The organism is Microlunatus speluncae (assembly GCF_009299835.1).
Classification (GTDB): domain Bacteria; phylum Actinomycetota; class Actinomycetes; order Propionibacteriales; family Propionibacteriaceae; genus Microlunatus; species Microlunatus speluncae.
On record NZ_VKCZ01000002.1, the window covers coordinates 146085 to 159518 of the forward strand.

Annotated in this window: 12 protein-coding genes; 3 read left to right on the forward strand and 9 right to left on the reverse strand. The window is 70.8% G+C overall.

What is annotated here, in order from left to right:
• Positions 1–15: 15 nt before the first annotated feature.
• The 3 genes from FNH24_RS03150 to FNH24_RS03160 are packed head-to-tail and all read right to left on the reverse strand — an operon-like array spanning position 16 to position 3163.
• Positions 16–705 (reverse strand): ABC transporter ATP-binding protein, encoded by a 690-nt coding sequence (locus FNH24_RS03150; RefSeq protein ID WP_152360689.1) that lies wholly within the window; start codon positions 703–705, stop codon positions 16–18.
• Positions 702–2168 carry a peptidoglycan-binding protein gene (locus FNH24_RS03155; protein ID WP_152360690.1) on the reverse strand — a complete coding sequence of 489 codons (1467 nt, stop codon included), beginning with the start codon at positions 2166–2168 and terminating at the stop codon, positions 702–704. Before FNH24_RS03155 ends, FNH24_RS03150 begins: the two co-directional genes overlap by 4 nt.
• Positions 2169–2170: 2 nt before the next feature.
• Positions 2171–3163: a hypothetical protein gene (locus tag FNH24_RS03160; protein WP_152360691.1), complete on the reverse strand. Its 993-nt coding sequence runs from the start codon at positions 3161–3163 to the stop codon at positions 2171–2173.
• Positions 3164–3323: 160 nt separating this feature from the next.
• Here FNH24_RS03160 and FNH24_RS03165 point away from each other — a divergent pair, with 160 nt between their 5' ends.
• The gene (locus FNH24_RS03165) at positions 3324–3983 is read left to right on the forward strand and encodes a response regulator transcription factor (protein ID WP_152360692.1); all 660 of its coding nucleotides are present in this window, start codon (positions 3324–3326) and stop codon (positions 3981–3983) included.
• Positions 3984–3985: 2 nt separating this feature from the next.
• Entirely contained in the window at positions 3986–5206 is a 1221-nt protein-coding gene (locus FNH24_RS03170) for a sensor histidine kinase (RefSeq protein WP_161605962.1), read from the forward strand.
• On the opposite strand, the gene FNH24_RS03175 is transcribed toward FNH24_RS03170, so the two are convergent.
• Entirely contained in the window at positions 5190–6452 is a 1263-nt protein-coding gene (locus tag FNH24_RS03175; protein WP_152360694.1) for a glycoside hydrolase family 140 protein, read from the reverse strand. The genes FNH24_RS03170 and FNH24_RS03175 overlap by 17 nt on opposite strands.
• A 12-nt stretch (positions 6453–6464) precedes the next feature.
• Positions 6465–7166, reverse strand: a complete 702-nt coding sequence (locus FNH24_RS03180) for a ferritin-like fold-containing protein (protein WP_152360695.1) — start codon at positions 7164–7166, stop codon at positions 6465–6467.
• A 346-nt stretch (positions 7167–7512) separates the two neighbouring features.
• Here FNH24_RS03180 and FNH24_RS03185 point away from each other — a divergent pair, with 346 nt between their 5' ends.
• Positions 7513–9000: a DEAD/DEAH box helicase gene (locus tag FNH24_RS03185; protein WP_152360767.1), complete on the forward strand. Its 1488-nt coding sequence runs from the start codon at positions 7513–7515 to the stop codon at positions 8998–9000.
• Between the two features lie 836 nt (positions 9001–9836).
• Here FNH24_RS03185 and FNH24_RS03190 read toward each other — a convergent pair.
• The 4 genes from FNH24_RS03190 to FNH24_RS03205 form a co-directional block, all read right to left on the reverse strand.
• Positions 9837–10238, reverse strand: a complete 402-nt coding sequence (locus tag FNH24_RS03190) for an NUDIX hydrolase (RefSeq protein ID WP_152360696.1) — start codon at positions 10236–10238, stop codon at positions 9837–9839.
• 143 nt (positions 10239–10381) lie between these two features.
• On the reverse strand, positions 10382–11242 hold the full coding sequence (locus FNH24_RS03195) for an ABC transporter permease (RefSeq protein ID WP_152360697.1): 861 nt from the start codon (positions 11240–11242) through the stop codon (positions 10382–10384).
• Entirely contained in the window at positions 11229–12194 is a 966-nt protein-coding gene (locus tag FNH24_RS03200; protein WP_152360698.1) for an ABC transporter ATP-binding protein, read from the reverse strand. Before FNH24_RS03200 ends, FNH24_RS03195 begins: the two co-directional genes overlap by 14 nt.
• A 10-nt stretch (positions 12195–12204) precedes the next feature.
• Positions 12205–13275: a LolA family protein gene (locus FNH24_RS03205; protein WP_152360699.1), complete on the reverse strand. Its 1071-nt coding sequence runs from the start codon at positions 13273–13275 to the stop codon at positions 12205–12207.
• Positions 13276–13434 lie beyond the last annotated feature (159 nt).

Below are 13434 nucleotides of genomic sequence, written 5' to 3' on the forward strand. Positions count from 1 at the left end.
CTCTTCCGGTGGGTTTCATGCCACTTCCTCCCGGACCGGCGCGAGCCGGCCATCGGTCATCCGGACCCGCCGGTCGGCCCGGCAGCTCACCTCGTCGTCGTGGGTGATCACGGCCAGGGTCAGGCCGCCGGCGTGTAGGTCGTCGAACAGCTCCAGCACCCCGGAGGCGTTGGCGCGATCCAGGTTGCCGGTCGGCTCGTCGGCCAGCAGCAGCGACGGCCGGCCGGCCAGTGCCCGGGCGATCGCCACCCGCTGCCGCTCGCCGCCGGACAAGGTGCGCGGCGTGAACTCGCGCCGATGATCAAGTCCGACCCGGCTCAACGCCTCGAGCGCCCGTTCCCGGCGTTCCCGTCGCGGCACCGCCTGGTAGAGCATCGAGAGCATCACGTTGTCGATCACCGTCCGGCTCGGCAGCAGGTGGAACGACTGGAAGACGAACCCGATCCGGCTCCCCCGGACAGCCGAGCGGCGCCGTTCCGGCAGCGCCGACACGTCGTCCCCGTCCAGCCGGTACGTGCCCCCGCTCGGCTGATCGAGCAGTCCGAGCAGGTGCAGCAGCGTGGACTTGCCGGATCCGGACGGCCCGACGATCGACACGTATTCGCCGGCCCGGATGGTGAGGTCGACGCCCCGTACCGCCAGCACTTCCGGCGGCCCGGGGAACGACCGCGACAGCCCGATCAGCTCCACCACCGGCTCGCTCATCGGCCGACCACCACCAGGCTGCCCTCGGCGAGGGTGTCCGCGCCCTCCGGCAGGTCCTTGCCGGCCGCGTCGACCGGATGCACCTCGGTCTGCCCGTCGGCGGTCAGCCCGGTCCGGACCGGCAGCATCCGGGTGCCGCCCTCCGGCGTCTGGACCTCGACCTGGGTCGCCCCGTCGGCGGTGGCGAACAGCGCCGCGGACGGCACCGACAGCACCGCGCCGTCGCTGTTGCCGACCGCGACGGTGACCTTCACATTGGCGCCGCGCAGCTCGGCCGCCTGGGCCGCGGTCACCTTGTTCGGCACCAGCGTGATCTTCTTGCCGTCGTCCTCGCCGTTTTCGATCTTGATCACCGTGGCCTTGAGCTCGGTGCCGTCGGGCAGTTCCAGGGTCGCCTTCATCCCCTTCTTCAGCAGCTCCGCCTCGGCCTCGGTGACCGTCGCGACCACCTCCGGCTCGGTGCCGGCCACCGTCATCACCGATCCGGAGACGGTGCCCCCGAGCTTGGCCGGCACCTCGTCGGCCCGCCGCGGCAAGCCGCGCAGCACCACGATCTCGTTCTGCGGCAGCGGGGTGGCCGCCTCGTCCCGGGCCTCGGCCAGTTCCTCCTCCGCTTCGTCCAGCTCCTGCTCGGCGGTCCGCACCGCACGGCGTTCGGCGCTGCCCTTGTAGCGATCCATCATCTCGTCGTACTGCGCCTCGGCCACGGCCAGCCGGTTCTTCGCGGCCCCGATCGCCGCCTTGTTCTGCGGCTTGGCCGCCTTGGCCTGCTTCAGTTCCGCCTCGGCCTGATCGACCTGTCCCTGCGCGGACAGCCGCTCTGATTCCTTCGGCCCGGCCTTCACGTCGGCCAGGCTCTTCTTCGCCGCGGCCAGCTTCTCCTTCGCCGCCTTCAGCTTGTCCTCGGCCGCCTTCTCGGCACCGGCCCGGTCCTCGGCCGGCGCGGGCGGCTCGTACCCGAGATCTCGATACAGCTCCGCGACCGCGTCGCCGACGCCGGCGTCGTACACCCCGTCCGCGTCGCCCGAGTAGTAGCCGAGCCGGTCCAGGGCCTGCTGCAGCTGCTTCACGTCGGCACCCTTGCTGCCCGGCTGCAACGTGCGATAGCTCGGAGTCTTGCCGGTCAGCGCGATCACCGGCCGGCCCGACACCTCCAAGATCACCATCCCCTCCTTGATCGTCGTGCCGACCTTGGGCACCTTGCCGGTGATCACGCCCGGTCCCCCGATGCCGGGCGTGAGCGTGATCTTGGTCGTGTCGTTGAAGCCGACGTCGCCGCGGGTGACCACGGTCGAGGTCAGCGGGCCGCGGCTGACCGGCACGGTGACCGGGCCGGCCGCGGGCGGTTTCAGCTCGGCCGCCCGGTCCGCCGGTGACTTGACGAACTGGGCGGCACCGAACCCGGCGCCGGCGGCCAGCAACGCGGTCAGCGCGACCGCGGCGACGAGTCGTCGGGCCGACACGCTCACCGTCCCTGGTTCAGCTGGTCGCGGAAGCGTTCCAGCTGGGCCTTGTTCTCGTCGATGAACCGCTGCTCGAGCTCGGTCCGCACGTCGGTCGCGGTCTTGGTGTAGTCCTTGCGGCAGTCGGTGTCGGCCAGAGCCAGCTTGATCTCATCGGCCCGCAACTTGGCCACCTTCTGCGGGTCCGGCGGATTGCGATCCGGGCCCGCCGGCTGTGCCTGCACCACCGACCCGCTGCCGCCGTCGGAGTCGTTCATGAACTTCCAGCCGTTCAGGTCGGCCCACTTCTTCTGGATCGAATCCTCCGGCTCCTTGATCTTGCTGAAGCCGCCGTGGCCCGCGCCGGCCAGACAACCGGCCCACTCGGTGATCAACGGCGCGACCCGCGGATCCGATTCGACCTGCTGGTCCAGCTTGGCCATCGCGTCGAACAGGTCCTTGAACTCCTCGAAGTCGACCGGCTTCGCGTCCGGGAAGACCTCCTGCTGCGCCTTGCCGTAGCAGCCGGCATCGCCGCCGCCGATCGGCACGCCGCCCCCGCCACCGCCCCGGGTCGTCGCCATCCCGCCGCCGTCGCCGTGCAATGCCTTGAAGTAGGCGTCCTGCTGCTTCTTGGTCATCTTCTTGATCCGGTCCCCGTTCGGATCCTCCTGCTGCGGCATCGGCTCTTCGTCGCGGGTGCTGATGCCGTAGCCGTACTTCTCCACCCAGCCGCGATCGGTCAGGTCGATCTTCGGCGGCTCGGGCCAGTCCATCGGCTGCTGCGGCGTGTATTCGAAGCCCTGCTCCTTCATGCAGCGGGCCACGGCTTCCTCGATCTTCTGCTGGTCCGCCTTCTGCTTCGCCTGGTCCACCGGCGGGTTCAGGTACGCGTCGAGCGGCCGGCCACCTGGGGTCGCGGCCGGATCCGGGCCGGCGATCGGGCCGGAACACCCGGCGATCACCACCAGCACGGACACGGCACCCACCAGCCGGGCCAGGTTGCGGCACTTCATCTCGATCTCCTCAATTTTCGGGGATGCTTGCTCCGTCATCAGGTCTATCGAGATCGGGGTTAGCGGGCGGTTCGGCGCCGGCTAACCGCGGCCTAACCAGGGCGATGGCATTCTGGACACGTTTCACCGAGGCCGACGGAACGCGAGGAGGGCGGCTCGAATGCGGATCCTGATCGTCGAGGACGAGCGCGACCTGGCCGACACCCTGACCACGGGACTGCGCGGCGAGGGCTTCGCCGTCGACGCCGTCGGCGACGGTGCTGCCGCCCTGACCTTCCTCGGTGAGCACGACATCGACGTGGTCATCCTGGACCGGGATCTGCCCGAACTGTCCGGCGACGCGGTCTGCCGGGCGCTGGCCGCGATCGACTACCCGGCCCGGGTGCTGATGCTGACCGCGGCCGGCACCCTGTCCGACCGGGTGGCGGGCCTCGAGCTCGGCGCGGACGACTATCTGCCGAAGCCGTTCGCGTACCTGGAACTGTTGGCCCGGATCCGGGCCCTGGGCCGCCGCGGCGGCACGTCACCCCGGGCGATGATCTTGGAACACGTTGGGGTCCGCCTCGATCCGGTGCGCCGATTGGCCGAACGGGACGGCCGGCCGCTCCGGCTGACCCCGAAGGAGCTCGGCGTGCTGCAGGTGCTGTTGGAATCCGCCGGTGGAGTGGTGACGCCACGGGAACTGCTGGATCTGGTCTGGACCGACGACGGCGACCGCTCCCGCGGCGTGGTCAAGGTCGTCGTGCATGCGCTGCGGCGCAAACTCGGTGAACCCTCGGTGATCATCACCGAGCCCGGCTTCGGCTATCGGATGGGATGATCATGGCACTGCGCTTCCGGACCCGACTGACGCTGATGATCACCGGCCTGGTCGCGTTCGCCGGGCTCTGTCTGCTGGCGGTCGAGTACGTGATCATCAACCAGCTGTTCCGGCTCTCCATCAGCGCCGATCAGGCGCAGGCCGTCGAGTACTACCCGGTCGAGCCCTATGTCACCCGGGCTCAACCGGTGACCCGGATGGCGGTCGAGAACGAGCTGGCCACGACGGTGCTGCAGGGGCTGATGCCGTGGTCGGTGGCGGCCCTGATCGGCTGCACCGCGCTGGCCGCCGTGCTGTCGTACTTCCTGGCCGGCCGGGCCGTGGGCCGGATCGCCGAAGTCACCACGATGGCGCGCGGCCTGTCCACCGACGATCTGCACCGGCGGCTGTCGCTGCCCGGGCCGAAGGACGAGATCAAGGAACTCGGCGACACCTTCGACGGCATGCTCGACCGGCTGCAGTCGGCCTTCGCCGCCCAGGAACGGTTCGTCGCCAACGCCTCCCACGAGCTGCGGACCCCGCTGACCGTCAGCCGGACCGCGCTGGAGATCCCGCTGACCCAGGGCCGGGTTCCGGAGACCATGGCGGCCTCGGTCCGCACCGCGTTGCGGGCCAACCAGCAGAGCGAGCGCCTGATCAGTGCCCTGCTGATGCTCACCCGCGGCGCCGACGCAGCCATCGACGCCGGCCCGGAAGATCTGTCGGCGATCGTCGACGACGCCGTCCTGGACACCCGGGAGGCGGCCGAGAACGCCGGCGTGACCATGATCAACCGGCAGCCGCCTTCGGTGATCATCTCCGCCGACCAGACCATGATCGGCCAGGCCGTGACCAACCTGATCGACAACGCGATCACCCACAACCAGCCCGGCGGCTCCGTCTGGATCGGCTCGACCATGATCGGCGACCGGGTCGAGCTGCGGATCGAGAACACCGGCGCCGTGCTCGCCCGGCAGACGGTGGAGCTGCTCCGGGAGCCGTTCTACCGCGGCGCCGAATCGAGGCTGTCCCGGCCGAACGGTCGGGTCGGCCGCAACGTCGGGCTCGGTCTGTCGATCGTCGACACGATCGTCGCCCGGCACGGCGGGACACTCGACCTCTCCCCCCGCGACGGCGGCGGACTGGTCGCGGTGATCACGCTGCCGGCGGTCCGGTCGGCTCCGGCGACGAAGACCGAGCGGGCCGCGAAACCGGTGCCCGGCCTGGTCACCGCGCCAACCTGAGCACCCCGTCATCGCCGGGGAACGGATGCTCGATCGGCCCCGGCCCGCTGACCCGGGCCGGCGTGGTCCAGGTCCCGGTCCGCGGATCCCACCAGTCGGCCGTCCAGGTCGCACCGTCGGCGAACAGGGCCGGCACCGGTCGGACCGCCCGCCCGGCCGGCGCGTAGACCAGGACGCCGCCGGGCCGCTCCAGCGCCCGCTGCTGGGTGCCGAGGAAGCCGCCGCCGGCGGCGATCAGGGCCTGGTTCGGTTGCCAGCCACTGAGCTCGACGTCGGCCGCGAACCGGGCCAGCAGCCCGGCCTGGACGGCGCCGGGCAGGGTCAGCGCGGCTCGCCAGCCGGTCCGGGCCCCGTTGATCGGCGGCCGCCGGTCGGGGTCGTAGAACTGCCACACGTCGTGGCAGCCGTAGACATGACCGCAGGCGCCGGCGAACACGGCGTGGTAGGCCGCCCGCCGGACGTCGCGGTCGTCGAACCAGCAACGGTCCACCGGCGCCCAGGACGGCGTCATCACCGGGTGGTTCTCGTAGTTCGGCTCGCCGTCCAGGATCGGCCGCACCCCGCGGGCGTACTCCTGCTCGATGAAGGTGTCGTTCGGCGTCGTCCAGCCGGTGTGGCCGGACTGGATCAGATCGAAGTCGAGCCAGCCGGCATCGGGGAACGCCTCCGACGAGGACGCCCGGCCACCCGGATGATAGGTGATCAACTTCTCGCCGCGGACGCCCGCGGCGAAGGCCTCGATCACCTGCCGCTGCTCGGGCGTGGCCGGCATCCGGTCGCCGCCGAGCACCCAGATCAGGTCGGTGTCGCCGTACCGGCTGTTCAGCCACCGGGCGTAGGCGAGGGCCCGGCCGGCGTCGAAGGTGACCGTGCCGCGGCGTGGGTCGGCGTCGCGCCAGTGGCAGCCCCAGGTCGGCAGCAGCCCGACGGTGAGGCCCAGCCCGGCCGCGGTGTCGAGGCACCAGTCGACGTGCGCCCAGTACGCCTCGACGGGCCGGCGCGGGTCGGCATCGAGGAACGGCAGCTGTCCCTCCGCGTTCGGCTCGTCGAGCCCGTCGAACTCGGCCAGGGCCACCGTCAAGATCGTGTTGTAGCCCTGCGCCGCCCGGGTCCGCAGGTAGTGCGCGGCCTCGTCCTTGGTCAGCCGGTGCAGCAACTCCCAGGCGGTGTCGCCGAGCAGGAACCAGGGTTCGCCGTCGCGCAGCAGGTGACGCCCGGACGGATCCACACCCCAGCGGTACGTCATCGGCACGACCGGTCAGGCCTGCAGACCGACCCGTGCCATCCGGGCCGTGTGCCGTTCGACCAGCCGGGTGAACATCCGGCTGATCGCGGCCAGGTCGAGGCCGGGGCGGTCCACCGTGCCGGTCAGCAGACTGGTCAGCGCGTCCCGGTCGGCGGCCACCCGCTGGGCCTGGCTGAGCGCCTCGCCGACCAGCCGCCGGCCCCACAGCGCCAGCCGGCCGGCGACCCGCTGATCGGCCCGGATCGCCTCGGTCACCCGGGCCACGACGTAGTCCGCGTGCGGTTCGTTGGCCAGCACCTCGTTCACCAGTTCGCGGGTGTCGGCGTCGACGAAGGCCGCCACCTCCCGGTAGAAGTCGGCGGCGAAACCGTCGCCGACGTACGTCTTGAGCAGACCCTCCAGCCAGTCCTTCGGCGCGGTATAGGCGTGGAAGGCGTCGAACGGCGCGTGGAACGGCCGCATCGCCGTCATCACGTCGCTGTCCAGCTGGCTCACCCGCTCCGAAACCCGGTCGAAGTGGTCGATCTGCCGGGCGGCGAGCTGGGCGATCTGGACCTTGTCGGCCAGGGTCGGCGCGGTCCGCGCATCCTCCGCCAGCCGTTCGAACGCGGTCAGCGCCCCGTACGCCAGAATTCCGAGCAGATCGACCGCTCCGGCCAGGTATTCCGGGTCGGACGGCACCGCTGCCGGAGGGGGTCCAGAGGGGGCAGTCATGGGTCAGAAGCTTATGGCTCGGAGGCGGGCAAGCAGGGAAATCGGCATCGGTCAGCTAGAATGCAAGCCGTAGAGGCGACGCGTGCCTGCCGTTCCAGGCACCATCGAGAGGTTTTGCACCCTCCGATGTCGTGCCGGAAGCGCACCTGGCCGCCGCACCGAAGACTAGCTAGCGACAGCGCTGATTGAACTACAGCGCGGACAGACCAAAGGAATGATCCTGACTAACGAGACGCCCGCGGACACGCTCGTGCCCGCCCCCACCGACCAACAGTCGACCGAAGCTCCCGGCGCGGAGGCTCACCCCGACCCGATCGCCGAGCAGACGTTCGCCGACCTGGGCGTGATGGCCCCGATCACCGAGGCGCTGGACAAGGTCGGGATCGTTCATCCGTTCCCGATCCAGGCGATGGCGCTGCCGATCGCCCTGACCGGCACCGACCTGATCGGTCAGGCCCGCACCGGCACCGGCAAGACGCTCGCCTTCGGCATCACCATGCTGCAGCGGATCGTCGCCCCCGATGAGCGCGGCTACGACGAGCTGGCCAAGCCCGGCGCGCCGCAGGGCCTGGTCGTCGCACCGACCCGCGAGCTGGCCGGCCAGGTGGCCAAGGACCTGACCACGGCCTCCACCACGCGCCAGGTGCGACTCTGCACCGTCTACGGCGGGGTGGCGTACGAGCCGCAGTTCGCCGCCCTGGCCGAAGGCGTCGAGGTGGTCGTCGGCACGCCCGGCCGGCTGCTCGACCTGGTCGACCGTCGGGTCCTCGATCTGAGCCACATCAAGGTGATGGTGCTGGACGAGGCCGACGAGATGCTCGACCTCGGCTTCCTGCCCGACGTCGAACGAATCCTGTCCCGGACCCCGGAGCTGCGGCAGACGATGCTGTTCTCGGCCACCATGCCGAGCGCCATCGTCACCCTGGCCCGGCGGCACCTGCGGCACCCGGTCAACATCCGGGCCGAGGCCACCGGTGAAGAGGAGACGGTGCCGACCACGGCGCAGTTCGTCTACCAGGCCCATGATCTGGACAAGCCGGAGGTGATCGCGCGGATCCTCCAGGCCGAGAGCCGGAACCGGGTGATGATCTTCAGCCGGACCAAGCGCAGCGCTCAGCGGATCGCCGATGATCTTGTCGATCGCGGCTTCGCCGCCCGGCCGATCCATGGTGATCTTTCGCAGATCGCCCGTGAGAAGGCGTTGAAGCAGTTCCGTTCCGGCGGAGTCGACGTCCTCGTCGCCACCGACGTCGCGGCCCGCGGCATCGACGTCGAAGGCGTCAGCCACGTGATCAACTACGAGTGCCCGGACGACGACAAGACCTACATCCACCGGATCGGCCGGACCGGCCGGGCCGGCGCCACCGGTGTGGCGATCACCTTCGTCGACTGGGCCGACCGGACCCGCTGGAAGGTGATCAACAACACCCTCGGGCTGCCGTTCGAGGAGCCGCAGGAGACCTACTCGACCTCCGATCACCTGTTCCACGACCTCGGCATCGACCGCTCGGTCAAGGGCCGACTGGTGCCGGAGCGGGAGGTCGAGCGCCCCGAGCGAAAGGATCGCTCCGATCGCGATCGTTCGGATCGGCCGGAGCGCCGTCGTCCGGCCGAGCGCAAGCCGCGCGAGCGGACCCGGCGCCGGCTGCGCAACGGCGAACCGGTCGAGGTCGCCGCCAACGGCACGAACGGCACGACCGACCAGGCCCACGGCGACGCGAGCACCCCCGACCCGACCCCGGCGGCCGCCACCGGCACTGATTCCGCCACCGGCACGGACGGAGCCACCGGCTCCCCCACCCGCCGTCGTCGCCGCCGCAACCGGAGCTCCTGACCCACCAACCCGCCGAGCCGTCACATCCGCGCCGATTTCTGCGGCGTGTCGTAGCCGATGTGACGTCTCGCCGACATCCCGGGCCGGGATGTCGGAGCTGATCCAGGGCGCCCAAGGCGTTGACTCGAGGCCCGGTCGACCGGCGGCCGGGTTTCCAGGCCGCGTCAAGCGCGGCCCACACCACCCGCTGGCGGTGCGACGGCATCCACCAGCCGGGGATGAATCGGCATCACGTGCCCGGCCGCCTCAACGACCCACAGCTCGGTCCGGTCGGCCTCCGTCCCCGGTCCAGAATTCTCGCGATGCGCCGCGCCGCCGAGCGACCCAGCAGCCGCGACCCCAATCGGCCGGCGCGACCTCTACAACAGTCGCGCGAGCGGATACCGATCGCGGCGGAGAACGAGCAGTCAGCGCAGCACGCCGCAAACCCGGGCCACGCGAACGGTCGCGGCCCGCGCGACCTCCACAACAGTCGCGCGACCGGATACCGATCGCGGCACAGAACGAGCAGTCAGCCCAGCACGCCGCAAACCCGGGCCACGCGAACGGTCGCGGCCCGCGCGACCGTTCGCAGAGTCGCGATGCCCGCCTCTCGACATCAGTCCAGCAAACCCGCCGTCGCTCGGCGCCATCAAGTCCAGCCGCGACCCCTATCAGCCCCCGCGACCCCCACAACGGTCGCGCGCCCGCGTACCGTTCGCGGCGCGGAGCGAGCGGTCGGCGTAGCGCGGAGCGAGCGGTCGGCGAAGCGCGCTGACGCTGAGGGCGCGCGAACGGTGTCGGGCCGCGCGACCGTTGTGGGGGTCGCGGCGGCCGATGGCGGTCGCGTCAGGACGTCAGTCGAGCAGGCCGCGGTCGACCAGCGTGGCCATCACCAGCTGCACTGCGCCGGTGACCCGGTCGGCTTCGGCTGTGGTCACCCACGCCAGCTCCTCCACCTCGCTGTGCGGCGCGATCGTCCCGTCATGCTCGGCGGTGTAAGCGATGTAGGTCAGTTGGTCGTCCCGGCCGTCCCGAAAGGCGAGGTAGCGGCCGACCAGGCTGACTGTGTCCAGCCGGACGGTCACGCCCAGTTCTTCGGTCACCTCCCGCGCCAGCGTCTGCAGGTCGGACTCGCCGGTCTCCCGCGCTCCGCCCGGCAGATAGAACAACGTCCGCCCGCGGTTTCGCCCCACCAGCAGCCGTCGGTCCACGATGTGCACCCAGGCCACCTTCTCGACACCGCTGTGGATCGCCATGTCCTGATCCTGCCCCAGACCGGTCGAGCCGTCAGATCCGCTTCGACACGCCGCCAGAAAGCCCGCAGCTGCTCGGGGTCCCTGCGAAACGTGGAGCGAAGCGGAGCGTTTCGTGGGGTGAAATTGACGGGTCACGGAAGGGGTTAGGAGCTGACGTCCTTGCCGGCGAAGCGGGCCCAGGCGGCGAGCCAGAAGATCAGGGCGTAGGCGGCGGCGGTGAGCAGGCCGCGGCCGACGGAGTCGAAGGCCATCGGGTCGCGGATCAGGTCGCCGAAGGCGGTCCACCAGTGGGTGAGCAGCCAGGGGTGCAGCCAGTCGAGCTGCGGGATGGTGTCACAGACGAACATCGCGACGTTCACCAGCACCGTCGCGACCGTGGCCGCGATCGGCTGCTCGGTCAGCACGGAGATGAACAGCCCGATCGCTCCCAGCGCGGCGAAGCCGGCCGCCAGATAGCCGACGATCAACATCAGCCGGCCGAGGCCCGCCGCGAAGCCCAGCTGGGTCCCGGAGAAGGTGATCATCGGTCCGGCGCCGAACAAGATCATTCCGATCAGCACCCCGACCACCGCGACCAGCAGTGTCGCCACCAGGGCGAAGATCACGATCGAGGCGTACTTGATCACCAACAGTCGGGTCCGCCCCGCCGGCACGGTGAGCAGATAGCGCAACGTGCCCTGGTTGGCCTCGCCGGCAATGGAATCCCCGGCGATGGTGGCCACCGCCAGCGGCAGGAACAGCGGCAGCTCGATCGCCAGCGCGGCCAGCGCGACGAACAGTCCGCTGGAGGTGATCGAGGACAGGAAGTCCGGCCCTCCGCCGTCGCCGCCCCAGACCTTGGTCGAGACCGCCAGCAGGATCGGCACGGCGGCGAGCACGCCCATCCCGGCGATGTTGCGCCGCCGGGTGAAGATCAACCGCAGTTCGGACAGCAGCAGCCGACCGGGCCACCGAAAACCGCCGGAGTCGATCACGTCCACCCCCACGCCCTCAGCCGCTGACATCGAATCCCTCCCCGGTCAGCTCCACGTAGATCTCCTCCAGGCTCGGCGCGGTCACCGAGAAGCCGAGCACCGAGACGTCGGCGCCGACCAGCGCGGGGACGATCTCCGGGACCGCCACACCACCAAGTTCAGCGGTGGCGGCCGACGCGTCCGTCGCCACGCCGCTCAGCCCGAGCCGGGTCAGCACGGCCGCCGCCTCGGCCGGCCGGTCGGTTTGCACCCGTACGGTCTGCACGGCGGAGACGCTGAGGTCGTCGATCGGACCCTGGGTGATCAGCCGGCCGGCGTGCATCACACCGACGTGGGTGCACAACTGCTGCACCTCCGACAGCAGATGCGAGGAGATCAACACGGTGACGCCCTCGGCGGCCAGGTCGGCGATCAGGTGCCGTACCTCCCGGGTCCCCTGCGGGTCGAGGCCGTTGGTCGGCTCGTCCAGCACCAGCAGATCCCGCGGCATCAGCAACGCCGCCGCCAGGGCCAGCCGCTGCCGCATGCCCAGCGAATACGCCCGGTACTTCTTCCCGGCGGCACCGAGCAGCCCCACCCGGTCCAATGCCGCGTCGACCCGCCGGTCGCTGGTCCGCGGATCGGCGGACCGGTCGGCCGCGTCCAGCCGGATCAGGTTGGACCGGCCGGAGAGGTACGGATGGAACGCCGGCCCCTCGACCAAGGCCCCGACCCGCTTCAGCACGGCCCGGGACGACTGCGGCATCGGCAGGCCGAACAGCCGATGGCTGCCGGCGGTCGGCCGGATCAGGTCGAGCAGCATCCGGATGGTCGTGGTCTTGCCGGACCCGTTCGGGCCGAGGAAGCCGTACGTCGCGCCAGCCGGCACCACCAGGTCGACGTCGTCGACCGCCAGTTGCCGTCCGAATCGCTTGGTCAGCCCGGAGGTGACGATCGGATCGCCGGTGTCGGTCCGCGGCGCCGGAGCGGCCGGCGCCGACACCGGGCGATCGTCAACGCTCAAGCGCGTCGTAGAGCAGCTCGGGCCGGACCGCACCGGCGGCGACCCGGCCGTCGTCGGTGATCACCGCGGAGACCAGTCGGGAGCTGAAGAGCCGGCCGGTGCCCCAGGTGCCGGAGACCCGCGGCAGGGCGTTCAGCAGCTCGCTGTCGGACTCGCTGCCCTTGGCGCCGGCCTGCTCGGCCAGATAGACGGCCGTCCAGCCCTTACCGATCACCGTCGGACCGTCGGCGCCCTTGGACTTGTCGGAATCCTTCGGCTGCTTGGACTTTCCATGATCATCGGAGTGGTCGCCGTCGGTGTCCTTCTTGACCTCGGTGCCGGGCGGCGGGGTGAACTCGAACACGCTCGGGTCCGGCGCGGTGAAGTCGATCGCGGTGAACGCGGCCTCCGCGGCCGGTCGCTCGCCGCCCTCGGCCAGCACCTGCACCCGGAGCGGCAGGTAGGTCTCGCCGTCAACGGCGATCCGGATCTGCTCGACCAGGGAGCGGTCGTCCTTCGGCTGCAGCACCAGCTCGTACGCGGAGCGGCCGGCGACCGTAACGTTGCGGGCGACGTCGACCTGGGTGGACGGCTGGATCGCGGCGATCGCCTTCGCGGCGAGCTGCTGCGGCGTCGGCGCATCGTCAGGACGCTGCCGCTCCTTGCCGCTCAGCGTGCTGTGCACCGCCGTCTTCTCCTGGCTGTTCCACAGCCAGACCTCGGAGCCGTTGCGGATCAGGTCGGACTCGCCGAACGTGCCGTGCACCGCCACCCGGGACTGGTCCTCGGCCCCGGCCCAGATCCGGATCGTGTTGTTGCCGGCCAGCAGCGCCTCGAAGTCACTGCCGCGCCGACCGCCGGGAAGCTCAGGCAACCCGAGCTCGGCACTGGTCTGGATCGTGCCGGAGAAGTTGGTGGGACGAGCGGCGGCGACCTCGGCCACCAGTTGCTCGGCGGTCCGCTCGGGCAGGGCCGGCTCCGCCACCGCGGTGCCGGCCAGCAGCCCGCCGGACAAGATCGTCACGGCCGCCGCGATCGGCACAAGCCAGCGCAGCCGGGGTCGGTTCTGGAACGCACGCATGCGCCCATTGTTAGTCGCCGATCCGCCGCAGACCACCCCCATAGGGGTGAGTTCACCGCCGATTGTCCGGCACCACAGTCGGATCCGGCCCGGATCCGCCTCGTTCGCGGTAGTTCCCGGAGCCGGCCCGAGTTGGCTCCCGGGTGCGCTAGGGCTAGC